The organism is Mycobacterium sp. ACS1612, assembly GCF_001667505.1.
Classification (GTDB): domain Bacteria; phylum Actinomycetota; class Actinomycetes; order Mycobacteriales; family Mycobacteriaceae; genus Mycobacterium.
On record NZ_LZHZ01000063.1, the window covers coordinates 146,009 to 167,678 of the forward strand.

22 protein-coding genes and 4 tRNA genes are annotated in these 21,670 nt (G+C 66.0%); 7 read left to right on the plus strand and 19 right to left on the minus strand.

Annotated elements, in window-relative coordinates:
• Positions 1-7: 7 nt before the first annotated feature.
• Positions 8-787, plus strand: coding sequence for an SDR family oxidoreductase (locus tag A5724_RS26000; RefSeq protein WP_067809092.1), 780 nt, complete (start codon positions 8-10; stop codon positions 785-787).
• A gap of 11 nt (positions 788-798) precedes the next feature.
• On the opposite strand, the gene A5724_RS26005 is transcribed toward A5724_RS26000, so the two are convergent.
• The 3 genes from A5724_RS26005 to A5724_RS26015 form a co-directional block, all read right to left on the minus strand.
• Positions 799-1,305, minus strand: a complete 507-nt coding sequence (locus A5724_RS26005) for a hypothetical protein (RefSeq protein ID WP_067809097.1) — start codon at positions 1,303-1,305, stop codon at positions 799-801.
• A 66-nt stretch (positions 1,306-1,371) separates the two neighbouring features.
• Positions 1,372-2,031 carry an IF2 family translation initiation factor gene (locus A5724_RS26010; protein WP_067809099.1) on the minus strand — a complete coding sequence of 220 codons (660 nt, stop codon included), beginning with the start codon at positions 2,029-2,031 and terminating at the stop codon, positions 1,372-1,374.
• Positions 2,028-2,573, minus strand: coding sequence for a CsbD family protein (locus A5724_RS26015; protein WP_067809101.1), 546 nt, complete (start codon positions 2,571-2,573; stop codon positions 2,028-2,030). The genes A5724_RS26010 and A5724_RS26015 overlap by 4 nt, the downstream gene beginning before the upstream one ends.
• Positions 2,574-2,661: 88 nt before the next feature.
• Here A5724_RS26015 and A5724_RS26020 point away from each other — a divergent pair, with 88 nt between their 5' ends.
• Together A5724_RS26020 and A5724_RS26025 are read left to right on the plus strand one after the other, a co-directional pair.
• Positions 2,662-3,618 (plus strand): DNA polymerase domain-containing protein, encoded by a 957-nt coding sequence (locus A5724_RS26020; protein WP_067809102.1) that lies wholly within the window; start codon positions 2,662-2,664, stop codon positions 3,616-3,618.
• Positions 3,615-4,988 carry an MFS transporter gene (locus A5724_RS26025; RefSeq protein ID WP_067809104.1) on the plus strand — a complete coding sequence of 458 codons (1,374 nt, stop codon included), beginning with the start codon at positions 3,615-3,617 and terminating at the stop codon, positions 4,986-4,988. Before A5724_RS26020 ends, A5724_RS26025 begins: the two co-directional genes overlap by 4 nt.
• A 4-nt stretch (positions 4,989-4,992) precedes the next feature.
• Here the strand turns inward: A5724_RS26025 and A5724_RS26030 are convergent, their stop codons facing one another.
• From A5724_RS26030 to A5724_RS26075, 10 genes are all read right to left on the minus strand, one after another.
• On the minus strand, positions 4,993-6,105 hold the full coding sequence (locus A5724_RS26030; RefSeq protein ID WP_082965276.1) for a spore photoproduct lyase family protein: 1,113 nt from the start codon (positions 6,103-6,105) through the stop codon (positions 4,993-4,995).
• Between the two features lie 111 nt (positions 6,106-6,216).
• A complete protein-coding gene (locus A5724_RS26035) occupies positions 6,217-7,575 on the minus strand; it encodes an MFS transporter (RefSeq protein WP_067809106.1) in 1,359 nt (452 codons plus the stop codon).
• Positions 7,576-7,642: 67 nt separating this feature from the next.
• Complete coding sequence (locus tag A5724_RS26040) at positions 7,643-9,490, minus strand: CocE/NonD family hydrolase (RefSeq protein ID WP_067809108.1); 1,848 nt, start codon at positions 9,488-9,490, stop codon at positions 7,643-7,645.
• A 24-nt stretch (positions 9,491-9,514) separates the two neighbouring features.
• Positions 9,515-9,591 (minus strand) — tRNA-Arg (locus A5724_RS26045).
• 14 nt (positions 9,592-9,605) lie between these two features.
• Positions 9,606-9,677 (minus strand) — tRNA-Arg (locus A5724_RS26050).
• A gap of 3 nt (positions 9,678-9,680) precedes the next feature.
• A tRNA-Arg gene (locus tag A5724_RS26055) sits at positions 9,681-9,753 on the minus strand.
• Between the two features lie 133 nt (positions 9,754-9,886).
• Positions 9,887-9,958, minus strand: a tRNA-Lys gene (locus A5724_RS26060).
• Positions 9,959-10,396: 438 nt separating this feature from the next.
• Positions 10,397-11,395: an NADP-dependent oxidoreductase gene (locus A5724_RS26065; RefSeq protein ID WP_067809110.1), complete on the minus strand. Its 999-nt coding sequence runs from the start codon at positions 11,393-11,395 to the stop codon at positions 10,397-10,399.
• Positions 11,392-12,396, minus strand: a complete 1,005-nt coding sequence (locus tag A5724_RS26070) for an LLM class F420-dependent oxidoreductase (RefSeq protein ID WP_067809112.1) — start codon at positions 12,394-12,396, stop codon at positions 11,392-11,394. Before A5724_RS26070 ends, A5724_RS26065 begins: the two co-directional genes overlap by 4 nt.
• A complete protein-coding gene (locus A5724_RS26075; RefSeq protein ID WP_082965277.1) occupies positions 12,393-13,523 on the minus strand; it encodes an acyl-CoA dehydrogenase family protein in 1,131 nt (376 codons plus the stop codon). Before A5724_RS26075 ends, A5724_RS26070 begins: the two co-directional genes overlap by 4 nt.
• 67 nt (positions 13,524-13,590) lie before the next feature.
• Between A5724_RS26075 and A5724_RS26080 the strand changes: the two genes are divergently transcribed.
• Positions 13,591-14,232 (plus strand): TetR/AcrR family transcriptional regulator, encoded by a 642-nt coding sequence (locus A5724_RS26080; protein ID WP_197518784.1) that lies wholly within the window; start codon positions 13,591-13,593, stop codon positions 14,230-14,232.
• Here the strand turns inward: A5724_RS26080 and A5724_RS26085 are convergent, their stop codons facing one another.
• From A5724_RS26085 to A5724_RS26095, 3 genes are all read right to left on the minus strand, one after another.
• Positions 14,233-15,618, minus strand: coding sequence for a S1C family serine protease (locus tag A5724_RS26085; RefSeq protein ID WP_067809113.1), 1,386 nt, complete (start codon positions 15,616-15,618; stop codon positions 14,233-14,235).
• 99 nt (positions 15,619-15,717) lie between these two features.
• Positions 15,718-16,866 (minus strand): metallophosphoesterase, encoded by a 1,149-nt coding sequence (locus tag A5724_RS26090; protein WP_067809115.1) that lies wholly within the window; start codon positions 16,864-16,866, stop codon positions 15,718-15,720.
• 1 nt (position 16,867) lies between these two features.
• Positions 16,868-17,488 carry a TenA family protein gene (locus A5724_RS26095; protein ID WP_067809117.1) on the minus strand — a complete coding sequence of 207 codons (621 nt, stop codon included), beginning with the start codon at positions 17,486-17,488 and terminating at the stop codon, positions 16,868-16,870.
• Positions 17,489-17,636: 148 nt separating this feature from the next.
• Between A5724_RS26095 and A5724_RS26100 the strand changes: the two genes are divergently transcribed.
• The gene (locus tag A5724_RS26100) at positions 17,637-18,143 is read left to right on the plus strand and encodes a hypothetical protein (protein ID WP_067809119.1); all 507 of its coding nucleotides are present in this window, start codon (positions 17,637-17,639) and stop codon (positions 18,141-18,143) included.
• Here the strand turns inward: A5724_RS26100 and A5724_RS26105 are convergent.
• On the minus strand, positions 18,128-19,336 hold the full coding sequence (locus A5724_RS26105; protein ID WP_067809121.1) for a metallophosphoesterase: 1,209 nt from the start codon (positions 19,334-19,336) through the stop codon (positions 18,128-18,130). The two genes, A5724_RS26100 and A5724_RS26105, sit on opposite strands and share 16 nt — an antisense overlap.
• Before the next feature lie 134 nt (positions 19,337-19,470).
• A complete protein-coding gene (locus A5724_RS26110) occupies positions 19,471-19,746 on the minus strand; it encodes a site-specific integrase (protein ID WP_067809123.1) in 276 nt (91 codons plus the stop codon).
• Positions 19,747-19,848: 102 nt separating this feature from the next.
• Here A5724_RS26110 and A5724_RS26115 point away from each other — a divergent pair, with 102 nt between their 5' ends.
• Positions 19,849-20,070: a hypothetical protein gene (locus A5724_RS26115; protein WP_067809124.1), complete on the plus strand. Its 222-nt coding sequence runs from the start codon at positions 19,849-19,851 to the stop codon at positions 20,068-20,070.
• A gap of 27 nt (positions 20,071-20,097) precedes the next feature.
• On the opposite strand, the gene A5724_RS26120 is transcribed toward A5724_RS26115, so the two are convergent.
• Entirely contained in the window at positions 20,098-20,985 is an 888-nt protein-coding gene (locus tag A5724_RS26120) for a LysR family transcriptional regulator ArgP (RefSeq protein WP_369830669.1), read from the minus strand.
• Between the two features lie 71 nt (positions 20,986-21,056).
• Here A5724_RS26120 and lysE point away from each other — a divergent pair, with 71 nt between their 5' ends.
• The gene (gene lysE, locus A5724_RS26125) at positions 21,057-21,656 is read left to right on the plus strand and encodes an L-lysine exporter (protein ID WP_067809128.1); all 600 of its coding nucleotides are present in this window, start codon (positions 21,057-21,059) and stop codon (positions 21,654-21,656) included.
• Positions 21,657-21,670: the final 14 nt, after the last annotated feature.

Here is a 21,670-nt window from a genome sequence, read left to right on the forward strand (position 1 = left end):
TGCACAGATGACCAGTCCGATCGACACCGCAGCTCCGCTGGCAGGCCGCGTCGCCGTGGTGGCCGGTGCGTCCAGTGGCATCGGTGCAGCCGCCGCGAAGCGGCTCGCCGCATCCGGTGCGAAGGTCGCCGTGCTCGCGCGGCGCGCCGACCGTTTGGAGAAGCTCGTCAACGAGATCGAGGAATCCGGCGGGACGGCGCTCGCCATCGCCGCCGACGTGACCGACGCCGATGCGATGCGCGCTGCAGCCAACCGGATCGCGAACGAATTGGGCACCGTGGACCTGCTTTTCAACAACGCAGGCGTCATGCTGCCGGCCCCCGTCGACGAGCTGCCGGTCGAACAGTGGCAGCGCCAGATCGACATCAACGTCGGCGGGTTGATGAACGCGATCGCCGCGTTCGTGCCGCAGCTGATCGCAGCGGCCGGTGAGAAGGGCGTCGCTGATCTGATCAACACGTCGTCGATCGCCGCGCAGAACATCTTCCCGAACTTCGCGGTGTACTCGGGCACCAAGGCGTACGTCACCCACATGTCGCGCACCCTGCGTGCCGAACTCGGCGCCAAGAACGTCCGCGTCTCGGCCATCGAGCCGGGCATTGTGGAAACCGAGCTGCAAAGCCACGTGACCGACGCAGGGGCGCAGGAGTGGCTGGAAAGCACCAGGGGTCAGATTGATTGGCTGGCGCCTGCCGACGTCGCAGAGGCCGTCAACTTCCTGGCCGCACAGCCGGCGCGGGTGAACATCCAGCAGCTGACGATCATGCCGACCAAGCAGGCCTCGTAGACCTGTTGCCGCTACCGCTTGTTGCCGCCCACCTCGGCGGGTAGCGGTGGCGGCAACGGCGTCGTCGGTGTGGGGGTGTCAGGCGCCGGTCCGGGGCCGGGGCCTGCGGGTGCGTCCGCCCGGTAGGTGTCCACCAGCTGCTCTTTGCGTATCACGTTGTCGCCGTAACTGATCACCAGCGACTCCGCGGTGACGGTGTAGGTGATGCCGTCGTTGTCGACGACGTAGCCGTCACCGGACTGCGAGGCGGGCAGGATCAGCTTGGCGCCGTCGCGCACCCGCACGCCCCGGTATTCATACCCGCCCGCCGGCGACTTGCAGATCGCCACGCGCGAGGTATCGGTGCTGCCGTAGAGGACTGCCGTGTTCGGCGAGGCGCACCGCGCGGTGGAGTCGACGTAGCCCTGGCTGTCGGTCGACGGGGCAGCTGCGGACGGCGGTCCGCACAGCACCGCACACGCCGCACCTGCCGCCATGGCGAAGACCAGTCGCGCTGTCCGCGCATTCGGAGACGTCATCGATTGTCGATGACAGCACGGCGGGCGTTTTTACGCGAGCGTCGACGCCGAATCACAACATAATCGTTAGCTTTGGCGTCGTTCCTTCTCGGTGTCGGCCAATTCCTCCAACCGGTCGGCGCTCGTGACCTTGTCGGCCGCGGTGACACGCTTGTCCTGGGCGTCGTCGAGCTTCGCGCCGGCCGCCGCCACTGCGCTTTGCTCGGCTGCCCGGATCATCGCGTCTTCTTCGCGTTTGGCCGCTTCGACCGCGCCTTCACGCTGTGCTGCGGCCTCGTCAGCCCGCTTGTTGCCGGTGGCGATGCGCTTTTCGGCGCTGTCGACCGCGGCGCGCTTGCGGTTCTGAGCCGCCGCACGTGCGTCCTTGGCGGCGGACTCCTCCTCGGCCTGCGCCTGTTCGCGTTCTTGGGCTGCTTTCTCGCGGCTGGCCCTGACGTTGGCGCCGGCGGCCTTGATGTTCTCGCTTGCGGCCTCGTCGAGTTTGGCTGCCTGCCGTAGCGCGTCAGTGCGTTCGACCAGTTCGGCGCCTCGCTGTTCGAGTTCCGGGACGCGCAGCGCGTTTCCGACGGTCATGTCCAGCATGCCGAGTGAGCGTTCGAAGAACAGCCGCGCCGGCGCGTCGGATTCCATCCGGCGGAACACTCGCTCGTCGACCAATTGCAGCGGTATGCGCGCCAGTCGGTATTGCATCTTGAGGACAGCGAACGGGATATCGGTGATGCTCATCGGTCACTCCTCGTCTCGGCTTGCGCCCTGAGTCGGTCCGCCTCTGCCCGCGCCTCGGCGGACTCGCGCACCGCGTCTTGGTGGTCGTCGAGCGCGTCGGCGACTTCCTCGTCCGCGGCCTGGGTCGCCTCACGCTTCTCCGACTTGGCCTGCTCGATCCGCTGCTGTGCGTCGCGTTCGGCGTCGGCCTGCTGCTTCACCAGATCCTGATGTGCGGCCTGCTCGGCGGCTTGTTTCTGCGCGGCCCGATCCGCGCGGATCTCGGTCTCCTCTGCCGCCGCTTCGGCGTGCACCGCGCTGCGCTCTGCGGCGCCTTCGCGCTTGGCTTCTGCCGCCTGAGCACGCGCCTCACGCGCCTCGGCGTCGGCGATGGCCTCGGCCTTGCTGGCCTCCTTGCGCTGCTGCGCCTCGGTCTGCTCCAGCTGGCCCTCGGCGGTCAGCGAATCGTTGCCGGTAACCGCGCCGACAACTTCCTTGGCCTTACCTTTCACCGAGTCGATCAAGCCCTTGCGAGCCTGGTCGGCCTTTCCGGAATCGGTCACTGATGTCCCCTCGGATCCTCGTTCATGGTTGGCGGTCCACCCCGGGTTAGCCAGTCGCGCGTAATCCAAACGCGGATAGGGTCGGAATATGAGCGGCGGAGAGCAGCGCGCCGGGGTCGCGCTGACCAACCTCGATCAGCCGCTGAGCCCGGAGGCGAATGCGACAAAGCGTGACCTGATCGACTATCTGGATGCGGTCGCCGATCGGATGCTGCCCGGCCTCGCCGACCGACCGCTCACCGTGATGCGGGTGTTGCGGGGTCAGGCGCCGTTCATGCAGAAGAACACGCCGAAGTACACCCCCGATTGGGTGAAGACCGTCTCGATCTGGGCTGAGGCCTCCAGACGCGAAGTGCACTATCCGCTGTGCAACGATCGGCGCACTTTGCTGTGGCTGGCCAACCAGCGTGCCGTCGAATACCACCCGTCGCTGGGGCTGGCCGACAACATCTATCGTCCGACGCATCTGGTGCTCGATCTGGATCCGCCTGGCGACAACGATTTTCGTGCCGTCGTTGCTGTCGCCAAGCTGGTGCGTCAAGCACTGGCGGACAACGGGCTGGCCGGTGCCGTCAAGACCAGCGGCGCGAAGGGACTGCACATCTTCGTTCCAGTCGACGACAGCGCGCCGGGCGACGAGGTGGCGGCGGCCACCCGTGCATTGGCCGCCCAGGCCGCGGCGCTCGATCCCGCCATCGCCACAACGGCTTTCATCGTCGAGGACCGCGACGGGAAGGTGTTCGTCGATTCGACTCGGGCCGGCGGTGCGACCATCGTCGCCGCCTACAGTCCGCGTCTTGGCGCCGGCATACCGGTGTCCTTCCCGGTGGACTGGGCGGACCTCGACGCTGTCACTCCCGCCGATTTCACGTTGCACACCGCGGTCGACGCGCTTTGCGGGCGCGACCCGTGGGCCGACGCGATGCCTGCACCACAACGCCTGCCGCACCACCTCATTGAGTTCGGCCGTACGATTCCTGTTGCCAGGGTGGCGGCCATGCACGAAGGGAAGCGCCGCGCCAGGGCGGCGAGGAGGAGTCGGTGACCGGTACCGAAGTGAGGGCGGCAACGTCGGTGTTGGAACAGCTGCCCGTCACCCGCTGGCATTGGCGTCTGGTGGTGATCGTCGGGCTCGGCACCTTCTTCGACCTGTACGAGGTCTTCCTCGGCGCCGTGCTGGCACCCGTGCTGGCAGGTGAGTTCCACCTCAGCACCGCAGGCAAGGCGATGGTGATCTCGAGCGGGTTCGCCGGCATGTTCGTCGGCGCAAGCGTGTTGTCGATCGTCGCCGACCGGCTCGGACGCCGTCGCGTGTTCATCCTCAATCTGCTTGTCTATTCCCTGTTTTCACTGATGGCGGCGTTCTCACCGAATATCGAGACGTTTTTGGTGCTGCGCTTTATCGCCGGCATCGGACTCGGTGCTGAACTGGTGCTCGTCGACACTTATCTGGCCGAGTTCGTCCCCGCCAGAGTCCGCGGCAGGATGACGGCATGGGCTTACACGCTGGGGTTCGTCGGCGTCCCCCTGGCGGCGCTGCTCGGGGGCAAGCTCGTCGCGCAGCGTCACCTGTTCGGCATCGACGGGTGGCGGTGGCTGCTGGTGTTCGGCGCGCTGGGTGCGGTGTTCGTGCTGGCGATACGGACGATGCTGCCAGAGTCTCCGCGGTGGCTGGAAAGCCGCGGCCGCAACGCCGAGGCACGCGCGGTGGTCGCGTCGATCGTCGCCAACGTCGCACCGGGCACCGCATTGCCGCCGAGCCAGGCCGACACGGCCCTTGGCGAAGACGATGCACGCACCGTCCGTGACGTGCTGCGAATCGCGTTCCGGGATTACCGCAAACGCACGGTGATGCTGGTGAACTTTCAGGTGCTGCAGACGGTGGCGTATTACGGTTTCGGCACCCTGGCCCCACTTGTGCTGGTCAGCAAGGGTTTTGAAGTGACGCAATCGCTCGGCTACGCGGCGCTGACGTTCGCGGGCTATCCGCTGGGATCGCTGCTCTCGGTGCCGCTGGTCGAGCGGTTCGAGCGCAAGTTCTTGATCATCTATTCGGCACTCGGAATCGCGGTGTGCGGCATAGTGTTTGCCGCGGCGGAGAACGTCGTGCTGATCGTGGTGGCGGGATTCCTGCTCACCGCCATTTCGAACATCTTCTCCAACGCGTTTCACATCTATCAGGCTGAGATCTTCCCGACGGCGATTCGCAGCACCGCCAGCGGCATCTGCTACTCGCTGTCCCGCGCCACCTCGACCGTGCTGCCGTTCATTGCCGTGCCCGCGCTGGTGACGCTGGGGCCCGTCGCCGTGTTCTCCGGGTCGGCGGCGCTGATCGTCCTACTCTGCCTCGACGTCGGACTGCTCGGTCCGCGCAGCACCGGACTCGAACTCGAAACGGTCCAACAAGTCAGCTGAGGCGTCAGAACGCGTAGCGAATCCGGCAGCTGGGCAGGATGTCGCCGACCAGATCGGTGAGTTGCTGCACCCAGCGGCCTTTCCACGGGCTCTTGTACCGCACGTTCCACTGGCCGCTCTGGCTGCGCTTGAGCTGTTGCAGATCCGGCCGCCAGAGCAGGTCCTCGGCCTTGGGGTGCCAGCCCAGATTCACCTCGTGCAGGCCCTCATTGTGGGTAAGGAAGATCACCTCGGCCGCCAACTGCCGCTTGGTGCGCTCGGAGGTGCCGTCGGCGATCTGCTGCAGCAGCTCGGCCCAGTCGGCCAGCCAGTTCTCGTAGACGATCACCGGACTGAAGTTGACGTGCACCTCGTAGCCGGACTCGACGAAGTCGTCGAGCGCGGCGATCCGATCGGCGATCTTGGAGGTGCGCACGTCGACCAGGCGTGACGTGTCTTCCGGCATCAAGCTGAACCGCACCCTGGTGCCGCCGCGGGGCTCGTAGTCGAGCAGGTCGCGGTTGACGAGCTTGGTGGCGAAGCTGGCTTTCGCGTTCGGTAAACGCGCGAACAGGTCGACGAGATCGCGCACATTGTCCGAAATCATGGCGTCGGCCGAGCAATCGCTGTTCTCACCGATGTCGTAAACCCAATCGGTGGGGTCACACTGGTTCGGCTCCGGCTTGACCCCCTGCCGGGCGACGTGCCGCTCGAGGTAACCGCTGATCTTGTCGATGTTGGCAAACACCGTGATCGGGTTGGCGTAGCCCTTGCGCCGCGGCACGTAGCAGTACGAGCACGCCATCGCGCATCCGTTCGCTGTCGAGGGGGCGATCCAGTCGCTCGATCGCTCGTTGCGGAGGGCGGAAAGACTTTTCTTCTCGCCCAGCACAAGCACTTCCCGCTTGGTGCGGACCCAGTCGTCGACGTTGCCTTCGTTGCCGTAAAGCCCCGGAATCGCCTGATGTGATGGCACCTCGATGCGCTCCGCGCCGGGAAACCGGTCGAGGACCTGGCGGGCGCGGGAAAACCGCTCGATGTCGGGTTCGTGATAGATCCGCTTGATGTCGAGCAGTCGGCTCGCGAGGTCGACCGGCGTCCGGCGGGATGGTGTATCAATTCCCAACTTGGACGTCACTCACATACCAACGCCACCGCGTCCAGCAGGGTTCCGAGCGCAGCGACACGGGCCCGGCCGTCGCGATCTCGTCCTCTAGCGGCGCGATCGCCGCACGCACCTCGGTGCAGGTCAACGCGCTGCGGGCACCCGGTCATAGATCGCCGCATCGTCGATGTCAACACGCGAACGGTCAGGCAGGGCCACGCAACAAAGCACGGTGATGACGGCCGCGACGACGATGTAGATCGAGATCGAGTAGGGCGTCCCGGTTTCGTGGAGAAGCCACGTGGCCAGCAGCGGGGCCGGTCCGCCAGCGAACACCGACGCCAGTTGATAGCCGAGTCCGGCGCCGCCGTAGCGCAAATGTGTCGGGAAGCTTTCCCCGATCAGCGCTGCCTGCGGCCCATACATCATCGAGTGCACCACCATCGACAGCACGACCGCGAGGAAGATCGACACCTGCCCGCCGTGCGTCAGCACCATGAAATACGGAAACGCGCCGAGGCCCGCAAAAACCGCCCCGGCCAGGTAGACCCGTTTTCGGCCAATTGCATCCGAAAGATGCGAGAAGAACGGGATCGTCGCGAGTTCGACCGTGGCGCCGACGAGCACCGCGGTCAGCACGAACGTCTTGCTGTAGTGGTGGCGCTGCACGACGTAGGTCAAGACGAACGTGGTGAAGAGGTAGAAGGGCATCTGCTCGGCGAACCGCAGACCCGCGGAAAGCAGGATCTCCCGCCAATGCCGGCGGACCACTTCCGCGACCGGCGTGCTCGCAGTCTTGCCTTGGTCCAGGACCTTGCTGAACATCGGGGTCTCGAGGATCTTCAGCCGGATGACCAGGCCCACCGCGACCAGCACCAGGCTCGCCAGGAACGGCACTCGCCAGCCCCAGGAATTGAACGCCTCGTCCGACATCGTGGCGGACAACAGCGTCATGCCGCCCGTGCCCAACACCAGCCCGACCGGGACGCCGACCTGAGCGAAACTGCCGAGCAGACCGCGCCGCTTCTGATCGCCCCACTCCATCGTCAGCAACACAGAACCGCTCCACTCGCCACCCACGGCAATGCCCTGCAGCACACGAAGCGTGACAAGCAGCAGCGGCGCGGCGACCCCGATGGCTTCGGTGCCGGGCAAGATGCCGATGACGGCGGACGCGAGGCCCATCACCAGCAGCGTGATGATCAAAGTGGTCTTGCGGCCGATCCGGTCGCCCCAGTGTCCGAAGATGGCCGCGCCGATCGGCCGGGCGGCGAACCCGACGAAGTAGGTGGCGAAGGACTGCATCGCGCCGGCGTACGTGCTGGATTCGGGGAAGAACAGGTGCGGAAACACCAGTGCGGCAGCGGTGTTGTAGAGGAAGAAGTCGTACCACTCGATGGTGGTTCCGATCGCGCTTGCCATCGCGGCGCGCCGAACTTGTACTTGGCGATGATTCGGATCCAATTGCGCGGTGCGGCTGATCCCATCGTCTGCAGCAGCCATCGGATGACCTCCTGTGAGCGACGCCACTTCATAGTGTGCGCCGCGGGAGGGCGGTTTAAACCCGAATTCAGTCGGGGATCACCGGCAACGTCACCGCCGTTGGATGCTGCGCGTCGTGCAGGATGGTCTGCGTCGCACGCCGGGTGACCGCGTCGGTCCCGAATGCCGCACCGGTATTGGGGTTGGGAGCAAACTGCGGATAGTCGCTACTGGAGATCTCCAATCGGATGCGATCACCTTTGCCGTATTCGTAACTCGTTGGCCAGACCTGAATTCGGTACTCGTACGGGTGATCGGGTGTCATCGGCGTCGGCTGTGCCAACGAGTCGCGGAACGACGTACGCACGATGCCGTTGTTGAGATTGATCACTTCGCCATCGGGTTTGACCACCGCCACCTTCGCGGTGAAATCGGTATCGGTTGCGGTGGATTGTGCCCACAGCCGGACCGAGATCGGGCCGGTCACCTCCATGTTGTGGTCGAGTTGCGCACTGGTGTAGATCAATACGTCGGAGCGTTGCTCGACGGGGGTTTGGTCGTAAGGCCCCTGCGGCCCGGAATGTGCGGCGCAGCAGGAGTGACCACCCAGGCTCGGTGCGGGAAATGCCGGATCGTAGGTGTAGACGTCCGGTGGCTGCGCGGCAGGCGCAGCAGTCGTCAACTCGCCCTTGCGATCCTGGATTCCGCCGGACCCCGAGAGATAGAATGTCGTCCATTTCGTCTGTGGCAGCGGCCAACTGGTTGCCGACTTCCACTTGTCCGCACCCATGACGAAATAGTCGACTCGCGGTTTGCCTGCGACGTCGTTCTTCTCGCCTTTCAGAAAGTGGTCGAACCACGCCAGCATCAAGTCGTTGATGGGGCTGTCGCCGACGGCGCCGATCGATTTGAGCAGCGGCGCAGGCGTCGAGTCTGGTCGCCCCCAGTCGACGTGGTCCCACGGGCCGATGACCAGACGTTGGTTGCTGCGCGCGAGGTCGGTGCCGCCGTGGGCGACCATGCCTGCAAAATTCTCTGTGCCGCCGGCGAGGAACGCGTCGTACCACCCCTCGAAGTCGAGCACGGGCACCTTCACGGAGGGGTAGCGGTCCCTGACGCTGATCTCTTGCCAGAAGCCATCGCGGCTGGAGTGTTTGAGCCAGTCGAAATACCACGGGGCGACGGCAGGATTCTGGGGTTGCATCGGCGGCAAGTCTTGGTAGGGGCGAAAATCCATCCATCGGGTGGGGTCGGCGCGCGCGGCGGTGAGTTGCGCGACCGCGGGTCGGTCGTTCCGGTTCTGCGCGGCGGTGTTGGCAATTCCGAATGCCCACGGTTCGACGAACGCCAGGCGGAACTCGCCGCCCTCGTATGTCCAGCCGTCGTAGTAGTCCGAGGCGGTGTTGGCGGGCACGATCGTGACGAGGTGCGGCGGCGCGGTCACCGCGGCCAGCCATTGGGTGGCGCCGACGTACGACGATCCGTACATCCCGACCTTGCCGTCGGATCCCGGCAACGCGGCGGCCCACTCGACGGTGTCGTAGCCGTCGGACATCTCGTGGGTGAACTCGTTGAAGGTGCCGCCTGAGGCGCCTTGACCGCGCACATCCTGGATGACCACCAGATAGCAGTGCGATGCGAACCAATCCGGTGGCTCATACCGGGTCCCCGCCTGCGCATCCGATTTCCCGTACTGGGTGCGCATCAGGATCACCGGTACCGCGTCGGTGGTTCGGGGTCGGTAGACGTCTGCGCGCAGGACGGTGCCGTCGCGCATGGTCGCGGGCACGTCGGACTGTTTGGTGACAGCGCATGGCCCACGCCCGGCACGACCGGGAAACTGTGCCGTGCCTGTGTGCCCGTCTGCGGCGCATCCGGTCAGAGTCAGTGCGGTGCCCACAGCGACCGCACAGATGCGGCAGGCAACGGAACGCATTTCATCAAGTTAATACGCCATGCTTGGAGCCCGCGGCGGGATTCGAACCCGCACGATCCGGTTTAGGAAACCGGGACTCTGATCCGTTGAGCTACGCGGGCAGGACATCTGCGAGTACCCCTGGGAAGAATCGAACTCCCACCTCCAGCTCCGTAAACTGGCGCTCTATCCGTTGAACTACAGGGGTGTGCGCCCTTGGCAGGACTCGAACCTGCAACCTCTGGTTCCGGAAACCAGCGCGCTATCCGTTGTGCTACAAGGGCTTTGGTGGGCGCGGCGGGATCCAGACCGATCACACAAACTGCGCGATGTTGTCGCGCTCCTTCGGCTCGAATGGCTCATGCATCATGGCTATTCCGGAATCATGGCCGCATACCTCCCTTTCGATGTCGTGTGTGCGCCGTGAGGGTTTCGATCCCCCGTCCCCAGATTAAGAATCTGGTGCTATCCCAACTCAGCTAACGGCGCAGGTGTCACCTGTCACGTGGTGCGGCATGAATGCTGGCCCCGACAGCGGCGGATGTCTAGTGCGCATTTTCAGCGAGAGATGCTGTGCTACAACGAAATTGGGCCCAGCAAGCTACAGGAATGTCAGTCGACGTTCCTGGCTGGGATAACAGCAGGGTTGAGAGTTCTATGAGATTTTTCTTCTGGCCCTGGCTTCCGGCTTGGGCGCACGTCGATCGAGTCAACGGAAGATTGGCTGGACAGCCGGAAGCAACCGCGTCGCCTCACGGCGCGACGCTCCATGTTCCGGACCGCGGCTATCGCGCTGTGCGTTTCCGCGCACGACAACGCCACCGCGGACGCAGGCGTCCCGCTGAGCAAGGCGTAGCCGTGGCCGAAAACGGTCATAGGTCGAGGATAACAGCGGACGGCTTCGTCGACCAGCAAATACTGAAGCGGTCAGAGGGCCAGGATCAGTTTCCCGGTGTTCATCCCTTCGAACAGGGTCAGCAGCGTTGCATGGAAGTCGGCGACGGTACCGGTTACGACGTCCTCGTACGAGCTGAGTTGGCCTGTTGACAGCCAATCCGCAAGGCGCTCAACACCTTCGGGGTATCTATCGGCGTAGTCGAAGATCACGAAGCCGGTCATCGACGCCCTGGCGACCAGCAACTGCATGTAGTTCGCGGGGCCGCGCGGGGTGTCGTTGTATTGCGATACCGCGCCGCACAGCACGATCCGGGCGCCGTGCGCCAGCCTGTTGAGCGCGGCCTCCAAGGTGACGCCGCCAACATTGTCGAAGAAGACGTCGACGCCGTCGGGTGCGTGGGTCTTCAGCTCGGCGCGCAGGTCAGCGGTCTTGTAGTCGATCGCGGCGTCGAATCCGACCTCGTCGACCAGCCACCGGCACTTCTGCTCGCCGCCTGCGATGCCGACCACGCGGCAGCCCGCGATCTGCGCGATCTGCCCGACGACGTTGCCCACCGACCCGGCCGCCCCGGACACCAACACGGTCTGGCCCTGCGCCGGCTTGCCGATGTCGAGCAATCCGAAGTAGGCGGTCAGGCCGCTGATGCCCAGCGCCGCGAGATGAGTGGTCGGCGGCACCAACGAGGTGTCGACCTTGCTGACGCCTGCGCCGTCGGAAATGGCGAAGTCCTGAACGCCGAACAGGCCCGAGACCACGTCTCCCACTGCGTAGCCCTGGTGACGCGACTCCACGACACGCCCGATTGCCAAGGCGCGCATGACGTCTCCGACCGCGACCGGCGGCACGTAGGAGCGTCCGGCGTTCATCCAGGTACGCATCGCAGGATCGATCGACAGGTAGTCGACCGCGACCACGAAGTGGCCTTCACCGGCAGTAGGAACAGGTTCCTCGACGAAGGCGAAGTCGCCGGGTTTGATCTGCCCCGTCGGTCGGGCGGCGAGTCGGCATTGAGTGTTGGCGGTTTTCAATGGCTCGACTCCTGAATCGTCGACAGCTGTCGGTTGGTGGCGGCGGCGCAGTCCAGGACCGCTTGGCCCGCGGGGTCTTCGGCGGTGGACGGGACCACGGCCACCGTGTCGGCGCCTGCGCTCAAATAGGCGTGTAGTCGCGCCGTGACCTCGTTTTGGTCGCCGAACGCGCCCACTTGTTCCAGAAGGCCGAGCGGAATCGCGGCCGCCAACTCCGCACGGCGGGTGCCCGCACGGGCCTTCTTCACCAGGTCCGCGTAGCCCAGTCCGGCGAACATCTCGCCGTATCCAGGCGGCCCGAGATATACGGCCAATTGCCCGGCAGCCTGTCGCACCGCCGCGTCGCCTGGCCGCAGGGCGGCGGGCACCCACACCGTCAGGTGGGGCGGTTCGCGATCCACCGCGGCGGCGTAGGCGTTCACCCGTTCCCGGACGTCTGCGACGCGCTCCGGTGTGGCCAGGTTCAGCACCACCTCGTCGGCGGTCTGCGCCGCCAACCGGATCATCGCCGGACCGAATGGCCCGACCCCAATGCTGCTGTGCGGCAATGCCTGGCGAAGCCGGAATCCGTGACTGCGGACGTGGTGTCCGTCGAAGTCGGCGCGCTCCCCGCGCAGCATCGAGCGCAGGCAGTCGATGGTCTCGCGCATGCGGTCGGCGCTGTGCCGCCAATCCCGATCGTGCCACCCGGCGACGATGGCCGGGCTGGAAGCGCCGAGCGCGACGTCGACGTCGCAGCCGGTCAACGCGGCGACCGAACTCGCCCCCAGCGCTATGGCCGCCGGGGTCCGCACGCTGATCGGTAACGGCCCCAGCGCCAGCCGGATGTCCGGCGCCCGCAGGGCGATCGCGGTGGCCAGCGCGAACGCATCGAAACTGGCCATCTCACCGATCCAAAGTCGTTTCAGCCCAATGTTGTTGACGGCCTGCGCGATGTCGACGGCCTCGCCGTCGGGGCGGTCCAACCAGAACGGCAGCACCGCTTCGATCGACGCACTCACAACATCGCCGTTTCCGTCGGCTGGTTCAGCAGGATCCGGCCGGGGAGTTCGCGGGAGGCCAGGTTCACCTGGAAATGCGCGGTGGCGGTGAAGGCATCGCGGAACCGACGTTGCAGCGGTACTCCGTCGTAGATCGCGCTGCCGCCGGCCAGGTCGTACATGGTTCGCACCACATCGGCCGCGGCGCGCACCCCGTGCGTGGCGGCCAGCCGCAACCGGGTGCGCTCCTTTACCGGCACCGATGGACCGGCTTCGCTTGCTTGCCAAGCAGTTTCGACTGCCTGGTAGTAGAGTGCGCGTGCGCTCTCCAGCTCCGCCTCGGCCCCGGCGACGGCCGCCTGGATGGCAGGGCGTTCGGCGAGCATGCGCGCAGAAGCCTGCGCCTTCTTGGTCCCGGCCAACTCGACGAAGTCATCGATGGCGGCGCGGGCGTTGCCCATTGCGGCCGCGGTGATGCACGCCGCGAAGAATCCGAAGGGCGGGAAGCGGTACAGCGGCCGGTCGATCACCGGCCCGTCGAACAACGACAGCACCCGGTCATCCGGAACAAACACCTCATCGGCCACCGCGTCGTGACTTCCGGTGCCACGCAGGCCGAGGGTGTGCCACGTGTCGAGCACCTGCAGTTGCTCCGTTGGCAATGCGACCACCGCGGGGCGGTCGTCGAGCACACACCCCGCGAAAAGCACGTCGGCGTGAGTGATGCCGCTGCAGAACCCCCACCGTCCCGACACCACCACCCCGCCGGACACCCTGTGGGCCTTGCCTTGTGGAGCCCACACGCCCGCCGCCACACCACGTCCGCCACCGAAGTACTCCTCCCGGCTGGCCGGCGGCAGGTATGCGATCAGCAGGCTTGCCGTCGTCGCGATCGAGACGCACCACCCGGCCGACGTGTCGCCGCGGGCGATCTGTTCGGCGCAACGCAGCGCGGTGCCCGGGTCCAACTCGGGACCGTCCACCTCGACGGGGGCGCCTGCCCGCAGCAGGCCGGCGTCGCGCAGCACATCGACGAGTTCGGCGGGCAACCGGCGCTCGGCATCGATCTGCGGCCCCAAACCGGCCGCCATGTCGGCGATCTGTCGGGCACGCTCGTGAATGTCCGACTGTGTCGTGTCTGCGTTCACCGCGTCCTGGCCTCTCCAAGAGCTACACTGCCGTAGCTTAAAGCTACGCTACTGTAGCTTCACTACCATGGCGACTGTCAAGGAGGTGCCGATGGCCCAGACCGCGCAACGGCGCAATCGGCCTTACGCCCCCCGACTGTCGCCCCAGCAGCGTCGCGAACAACTGCTGGACATCGTGCTCGACGTGATCGACACCGAAGGAGTCGGCTCGGTCAGCATGGATGCGGTTGCCCGCCGCGCAGGAGTCACCCGACCGGTGGTGTACGGCCAATTCACCGATGCCAACGCGATGTTGCGCGCCTGCCTCGACCGCGAGGAACAACGGGCCCTGGCGCAGATTCTGGACGCCATGCCCGCCGACGGTGCGGACACCGCCGAGGCGTTTCACCGTCTGTTCGACACGTACTTGACTGCGGTCGCCGACGCACCTCAGCGATGGCGATCGATCTTCATGATCGCTCCGAGCTGGACTCCCACCCTGAGTAGGAGCATCGCAAGGATCCGCGCCCGCATGGTGCTGGATTCCGAAGTGGCACTGCGCAAGTCACGCGCGGGCGGCAGACAGGCCGACCGGGAACTGTTGGCCCACCACCTGGTGGCCGCACTGTGGGAATCGGGACGACTGCTGTTGGTGGCTCCCGACGAGTACAGCCACAAGCGGCTGCTGCGCTCGCTGGACGCGATGTTCGTCGCGCTCACGCAGCGGTGACTACGACGACTTCTTGGCGTCCGGCTTGATGGTCAGCGTGACGGTCTTACCGTCGCGCAGCACCTCGATCGGCGCGTCCTGACCGATCTTGAGTTGCCGAACCCCGACGGTGAGCTCGTCGAGGCTGTTGATCTTGCGGTCGCCGATCTTGACGATGACGTCCTTCTCAGCGAGGCCCGCGCGCTGGGCGGGGCTGTTCGGGTTGACCTTGGTGACCCGCGCGCCCCCGGTTCCGCTGTCGTTCACCGACTCTGCGGTGATGCCCAGTGTCGCGTGCGCGATCTTGCCGTCACGGATCAGTGTCTCGACGACGTACCTGGCCTCGTTGATCGGGATCGCAAAGCCGAGGCCGCTGGCGCTGTCGGACAGCGACTTGCTGGCCGTGTTGATGCCGATCACTTCGGAGTTCATGTTGACCAGCGGTCCGCCCGAGTTGCCGTGGTTGATCGACGCGTCGGTCTGCACGGCGTCAATCACGGTCTTGGTGTCCGAACCCTCACCGGACAGCGGAACCGCCCGATGCAGTGCGCTGATGATGCCCTGGGTATCGGTACTGCGCAGGCCGAGCGGTGCGCCCGCGGCCATCACCTGATCACCAACCCGCACCCTGTCGGAATCGCCGAGGCGCGCAACCGACAACTTGTCGACGTTGTCGACCTTGAGCACGGCCAGGTCCGTCTCGGGATCGCGTCCGACGAGGTTGGCGGGCGCCTGCTTGCCGTCGTTGAAGATCACCGACAACTTGAACTTGTCCGGGCTGGCCGCGGCCTCCGAGATCACGTGGTTGTTGGTGATGATGTAACCGCGGCCGTCGATGACCACTCCCGAGCCCTGTGACCCCTCGGTGTCGCTGATCGCCTGAATCGTCACCACCGAATCACCAATCGCCGCAGCGACTTTGGCCATCTGCCCGGAGGGCAGGCGGTCGGTGTCCGTGGTGTTGAGGGTGATCTTCGGGATGGTGAAGGCCTCGATTACCTCCGCGGTCTTGCGGCCCATCCAGCCGCCGACGAGGCCGATCAGTACCGCGATGACCGCCAGCATCACCAGCGCGGGCCGGGAGACCCTGCCGCCGAACAGAATGTCGCGCACACCGAGCTTCTGTGTCGGGAGCGATGGTGGCGGCGGCGCGTGCGGCGGTTCTGCCGCGACCGGTGCTGGCACCGCCTCGGCGGCCCGCACCGGTTCGTCGTCGGAGTCGGCGGTCAGCGATGGGCCGAAGGCCTCGGCCAGCACCTGGTGCGGCGGCTGGTTGGTCGGCGTGTACTGGCCCTGGTCGCGGTCATCGGCGGGCAGGAAGGAGCTGTCCACCCCATCTGGGCGGCCGAAGGCGCGCTGTGTCGCAACATCGACCGCAGGGCCGCTGCTCTGATCCCGATCGGTCACGCGTACATCACTTCTTCCCGGCGCTGAACTGCATAACAACCGTACCGGAGGCACAGGTTTGCCCAGCACCACGGCGCTGACGCCGCGACCGGCCTGTGCTCAGGGGCCGGCCTGAAGGGACAGCACGGTGATGTCGGGCGGTGCGCCGATCCGCACCGGCGGACCCCAGAACCCCGCGCCGCGCGTGACATACAGCTGGGTGCCGTCCACCGTGGACAGTCCTGCGAGGCTGGGCTGCGCCGCCCGGACCACGTAGTGGAACGGCCAGAGCTGCCCTCCGTGGGTGTGTCCGGACAGTTGCAGATCGACGTCACGGGCGGCGGCCTCCCGGACCATCACCGGCTGGTGGGCGAGTAGAACAGTCGGACGCGACGGGTCCGTTCCGGTCATGGCGCGATCGAAATCGGGCCCGTGCGCGCGTTTGGCGCCTGCGACGTCGTTGACGCCGACCAGATCGAAGGCCGCCGCGCCCCGCCGGATCGCGGTGTTCTCGTTTTGTAGCGGGCGTACCCCGAGCCGCTCTAGTTCGCGCAGCCAAGACGACGTGTCGTCGACGAAGTACTCGTGGTTGCCGGTGACGAAGTAGGCACCTTCGCGAGAAACCAAGTCGGCCAACGGCTCAGCTGCCGAACCGAGTTCCGCGACGGTGCCGTCCACCAGATCGCCGACGATGGCGACGAGGTCCGGTGCGGATCCGTTGATCATCCTGACGATGCGCTCGGTGTGCGCGCGACCCGCCAGCGGGCCGAGGTGGATGTCCGATACGACCGCGATGCGGAAGCCGTGAAAAGCCGGGTCGAGGCGGCGCAGCCGCACCGGCACAGCGAGCAGCTCAGGCGGCCCCAACGCGATGCGAGCGCCCCCACCGACAAGGCCCACCGCCGCCGCCCCGGCCGCCACCGCCGTCGCCCTGGCGAGGAACAGCCGTCGGCTGATCGCCTGCTCGGCGGTGGCGCGCCGTCGCCGCCACGACAACGCGAGCCGCACCGGTTCCGTCGCGAGCAGGATCAGGAACAGGTATGCGGCCAGACCGAACCAGAGGTAGCCGGGCCACGCGACCCACGCCGCCCTGGCGGCGCCGATGACGCGCGGCGCCACGAGCGCCGCGACCAGTAGCGCTGCTGATGCCGCCAGGGCGGCGGTCAACGCCCACCGCGTGCGTCCCGGCCGCGTCGTGTCTTTGACCAGACGTAGCCACAGATACACATGGATCAGCGCAAGGACCGTGACGAGGACGACGAAGAACATGTCAACTTTCGGGTGCGTACGCCGCCTGGAAGAACGCGAGTTCGAGTTCCATGGCGCGCCGGTACGCGGTGCGCACGCCTGGGGTGTCGCCGCCCTGTTCGTCGAGCAGTCGCTCCAACGATCGCGCAATGTCCTCGAATGCCGGATCGGCATAGGTCTGCACCCATTCGGCGTACGGCCCCGCCGTGCTCGCGTCCAGCGACGACCCCAGCCAGGCGTACAACCGCATGCACGGCGTCATCGCCGCGAAGATCTCGTCCAGCCCTCGACTGCACGCGGTGGCGAGCAGGAACTCCGTGTACGCGAGCGTCGCCGGCCGGGGCGTGACGTCAGCCATGTCGATCCCCCATGCGGCGGCGTAGGAGGAGTGCAGTCCGAGTTCTTGCCGAACCCCGGTGAGCAGATCGGCCAGGGTCAGCAGCGTCGAGGTGTCCTTGCTGCGGACCAGGGCCATGGCGTATGCGCGGGCGAAGGATTCGAGGAAGAACGCGTCTTGAGCGACGTAGCCCGCAAACAGCGCCCGCGGCAGTGTGCCGTCGCCGATGCCGCGGACGAACGGATGCGCGAGAACGTCGGCCGTCACGTCGGCGTTGGCGGCCCACAATTGTTCAGAAAGCCTCATCGGCCTCCCTTCTCCTCAATGGTCAAAACCAGCTGTTTCTTGATTGTTATTCAGGTTTGTCTCAGTTGTCACATGGGTAACTCTGGTACCAGTGGTGTAGTGGCACACCACCGTCCACAGCGAAGAAAGAGATGAATGGAACATCCCGATGAACACTGTTCTGTACTTCAGCCCCAGCGGCGCCGCTTATGAGACCCGCGCGTACACCGCCGCGGATATCGCCCAGCTTGTCGACAACCACGGTTTGCAGTGCTTGACCAGCGCGGATCGGCAGTTCGACTTCTGGTTCACCTCCTCTACCCGTCGCTGCCAACGCCGCGCCAATCGGATCGCCACTGAACTGCTGCTCGCCACCACGTCCTTCACCGCGCGGACGGTCCCGTTGCTGCGTGGCCACGTCGTCGTTGCCACTCATGATTCGGACGGCGATCTCGACGGCCTCAGCTGGCAACAGTTGGACCTGCTGGCTCAAAAAGGCCGGTCACTGACCAGCCGTGAAGAACGAATCCTCAACCGCCGCTTCGCGCGTGACGAGCGCCGCCAACGGCGCCACCGCTCAGTGAATGCCACGGCAGAAGTGAAGCTCTTGCGTCGCAATACAGACGAGCTGACCGGACCTGTTGCCCATCGTCGAGGTGGTCAGTCCGCGGCCTGAGGTCGACTGCGGGCGGTCCGCAGCGTCAGCAGGGTGATCTCACTGGGCGCGAACACGCGAAACGGCGGGCCCCAGAACCCGGTTCCCCGGCTCGTGTACAGCTGGGTCCGTTCACCGTGGCGGCTGAGCCCGTGCACCACCGGTTGCTCGAGGCGGACCAGCAGATGGAACGGCCAGATCTGCCCACCGTGGGTGTGGCCCGACACCTGGAGATCGACGCCGGCGTGCACGGCGTGGACAACCTGTTTCGGTTGGTGCGCGAGCAGTAACACCGGCAAGGTGCGGTCGGCCCCCGCGAGTGCGGCGTCCAGATTCGCGCCGTGCCCGTGCACACCGGACGTCTGCGCGGTGGCATCGTCGACGCCGGCGACGATCAGGCGGTCACCGCCGCGTTCGACGACGATGTGCCGGTTGTGCAGAGGCGTCCAGCCGACGCTGTCCATGTAGTCCAGCCAGCCCTGCGCCTCGTTGAAGTATTCGTGGTTGCCCGTGACGTACACCCTGGCCGAGGTGGCCCGGACAATTGCCAGCGGGCTGGCCTGCGTCTCGCGGATGTCGACGGTGCCGTCGGCGATGTCCCCGACATGGCCGACGACGTCGGCGTCGAGCGTGTTCACCCGCGCAGCGACGGCTGCCGACCACCGGGCGCGGTCGATCGGCCCGTAGTGGGTGTCGGTGATCAGCACCACGCGCAGGCCGTCAAGGCCGGCGCCGAGTCCCGCGATGGCGACGTCGACCTTCTTGACCCGTGGGATGCGCATCGCCTCGGCATAGCCCCAGATCAGAAGTCCGACCACGATGACTACGACCGCCGCTGCGACCACCCGGGACCGCAACGGACTGTCGAAACCGGCGAACAGCAACGCCAATTGCGCAATCTGGCCGAGCACCGACCAGGTGAACAGCACCCACACCGCGCCGAGCAGAGCGAGTCCTGTGGCGGCGGCCCAGTCGAGATGCCGGTGGCCATGGCCCAGCCCCAGCAGCACCGGCAGCGCGATCGCGGTGACCACGAAAATCGTTGTGCCGCCGAGGAAGACGGGAAGCGGCCAAGCCGCACCTGAACCCATCAGCACCCACCACGGCACGCCGAACAGCAGAGCCAACACACACGTGACAACGGTCATGCGCCGCCATCGCCGCCGCGGGCGGTCGACGGATTCGACTACGTCTGCCGGGGTCTCTGTCGTCACGTCTGAATCTTCTGGTTGGTTGCGGGTACATCGACGACGTTACCGGGGCCTGCGCCGTGCGGTGTGCGGCGGATGCGCCCGCCAAATAGGGCCGCCTCCGCGGCGAATTGCAGGCCGCGCGTTTTCGGCGTCCGTTACGCGTGCACAAGTCGAATCACAACTGCGGAATCTGGATTCGAGTCACTCACTCCGCGAGTGACGAGTTCGCCGTAGAACTTGCGAAGGGCGGTCACACGCCTACGGATCGTGCTTTCGCTGTACTTCCGTCGGCGCAGCAACGCAACGTATTGACGAAGGTCTTTCTCAGAAAGTTTCAGGATGTCCTTCCCACGCGCTTGCGCCCACCAGAACACGTCATCCAAGTCGCCCCAGTAGGCGCGCGCGGTGTTCTTGCCGTAGCTCAGCAGCACGCTCTCCCGAATCTCGGCGAACCGCCCTTATGCTTTTTCAACCTCTACCTGCAGTTTTAGCGTTGTCATCGGAACATCCACTACGGATCCGAGGAGCAGGCAATGCGCCGGCAACCGATCAACCGCACGGCAGAGTCACGCCGGCCAGTGCTCGACGCCGCCCAGAGGCTCGCGCGATTGGCAATCGTCAGCTGCGTCATTCTGGTGCTTGCATACTTCGGACTCGCCGCCGTCGTGGTCATCCGTACTGGCGACGTTGAAGCCGTCGCCGAGGTCGGACGCGCGGCTGCGGACCTGATTCGCGCGCTCATTAAATACGACTGAACGAGCAGCGGAAGGAATCGATCATCGCTACCGCCGCTCGCCTGCACGGTGCAGACCCGATGCAGCCGAGCGCACCGCCTCGCTGACGCGCGTGATCATCGGGCTGTTGAGCTTCCAAACCTGCCAGTACAGCGGGACGTCGAGATGCGCATCGCAGATGCGCCCGACCACACCATCGGTGAGCGCCCTGGCAGCCAACTGCTCCGGGAACATGCCCCACCCCAACCCGGCGTGCACCGCGGCGCCGAAACCCTCCGCCGTCGGCACAAAGTGCTGCGGTCGCGCGATGTCGCGACGAAAAACTTTGCGCACCAACATGTCCTGTAGCGCATCATCACGATTCCAGGCCAGCGACGGTGCATCGGCCACCGCATGCGCGGTGAATCCGCCCGCCAGATAGCGTTTTTGGTACGCCGGTGTGGCCACCGGCAGATAACGCATCACCCCCAGCGGCTGCACCCGACACCCCGGCACCGGATGACGCTCTGTGGTCACCGCCCCCATCACGACACCCTCACGCAACAGCCGCGTCGAGTGATCCTGGTCCTCGATACGAACGTCGAACAACACCTCACCGACCACCCCGAACACCTCGGTGAACCAGGTCGCCATCGAGTCGGCGTTGACCGCGATCGCGATCCGCGGCGCCGCACCGTCGCTGCCGCCCATCTCGGCCAGCGCCTCACCCTCCAACAACGCCACCTGCGCGGCCAACCGCAACAACGGCACACCCGCCGCGGTGGCACGAGACGGCTTCTCCCGCAGCACCAACACCCGGCCCACCCGCTGCTCGAGCGCCTTGATCCGCTGACTGACCGCCGACGGCGTCACATGTAAGCGCTCCGCGGCCGCATCAAAACTGCCCAACTCCACCACCGCGGCGAACGCCGCAAGTTGTTGACCGTCCAGCTTCACATTAGGAATCCTAATGCCGATGAAAAACCATTAGTTGGACTGATCTCACCGCCGCCTCTAGCGTCACCGTCATGAGCTCGCCACTGATTGTCGGCTTCATCGCCTCGTTCACGCTGATCGCTGCGATCGGCGCGCAGAACGCCTTCGTGCTGCGCCAAGGCATCCGACGCGAGCATGTCGCGCCCGTGGTCGCGCTGTGCACGGTGTCCGACATCGTGTTGATCGCGGCCGGCATAGCCGGCGTCGGGACTGTGATCAGCGCTCACCCCAGCGCGTTGGCCATCGCCAAATTCGGCGGCGCGCTGTTCCTCACCGGCTACGGTCTGCTCGCGGCGCGCCGCGCCCTGAAGTCGTCGGCGCTGACGCCCGCGGAAGCCGCACCGGCCCGGTTACTCGACGTGCTGCTCACCTGCGCGGCGATGACGTTCCTCAACCCCCACGTCTACCTCGACACCGTGGTGCTACTCGGCACCCTGGCCAACGAACACCAGAACGGGCGCTGGCTGTTCGGCGTGGGCGCGGTCACCGCCAGCGCGGTCTGGTTCGTCAGCCTCGGCTTCGGCGCGCGACGGTTGGCCGGTCTGTTCGCCACCCCGCTGACGTGGCGCATCCTCGACGGCCTGATCGCAGTCATGATGATCGGACTCGGGGCGTCGTTGGCCTTGTCCTAACACCTTGGCATCGA

Bases quoted from the DNA above. Each gene is read 5' to 3' on its own strand.
- A5724_RS26000 (WP_067809092.1), top strand. From the start codon at position 8: ATGACCAGTCCGATCGACACCGCAGCTCCGCTGGCAGGCCGCGTCGCC.
- A5724_RS26005 (WP_067809097.1), bottom strand. From the start codon at position 1,305: ATGACGTCTCCGAATGCGCGGACAGCGCGACTGGTCTTCGCCATGGCG.
- A5724_RS26010 (WP_067809099.1), bottom strand. From the start codon at position 2,031: ATGAGCATCACCGATATCCCGTTCGCTGTCCTCAAGATGCAATACCGA.
- A5724_RS26020 (WP_067809102.1), top strand. From the start codon at position 2,662: ATGAGCGGCGGAGAGCAGCGCGCCGGGGTCGCGCTGACCAACCTCGAT.
- A5724_RS26035 (WP_067809106.1), bottom strand. From the start codon at position 7,575: ATGGCTGCTGCAGACGATGGGATCAGCCGCACCGCGCAATTGGATCCG.
- A5724_RS26040 (WP_067809108.1), bottom strand. From the start codon at position 9,490: ATGCGTTCCGTTGCCTGCCGCATCTGTGCGGTCGCTGTGGGCACCGCA.
- A5724_RS26080 (WP_197518784.1), top strand. From the start codon at position 13,591: ATGGCGACTGTCAAGGAGGTGCCGATGGCCCAGACCGCGCAACGGCGC.
- A5724_RS26090 (WP_067809115.1), bottom strand. From the start codon at position 16,866: ATGTTCTTCGTCGTCCTCGTCACGGTCCTTGCGCTGATCCATGTGTAT.
- A5724_RS26095 (WP_067809117.1), bottom strand. From the start codon at position 17,488: ATGAGGCTTTCTGAACAATTGTGGGCCGCCAACGCCGACGTGACGGCC.
- A5724_RS26100 (WP_067809119.1), top strand. From the start codon at position 17,637: ATGAACACTGTTCTGTACTTCAGCCCCAGCGGCGCCGCTTATGAGACC.
- A5724_RS26115 (WP_067809124.1), top strand. From the start codon at position 19,849: ATGCGCCGGCAACCGATCAACCGCACGGCAGAGTCACGCCGGCCAGTG.
- lysE (WP_067809128.1), top strand. From the start codon at position 21,057: ATGAGCTCGCCACTGATTGTCGGCTTCATCGCCTCGTTCACGCTGATC.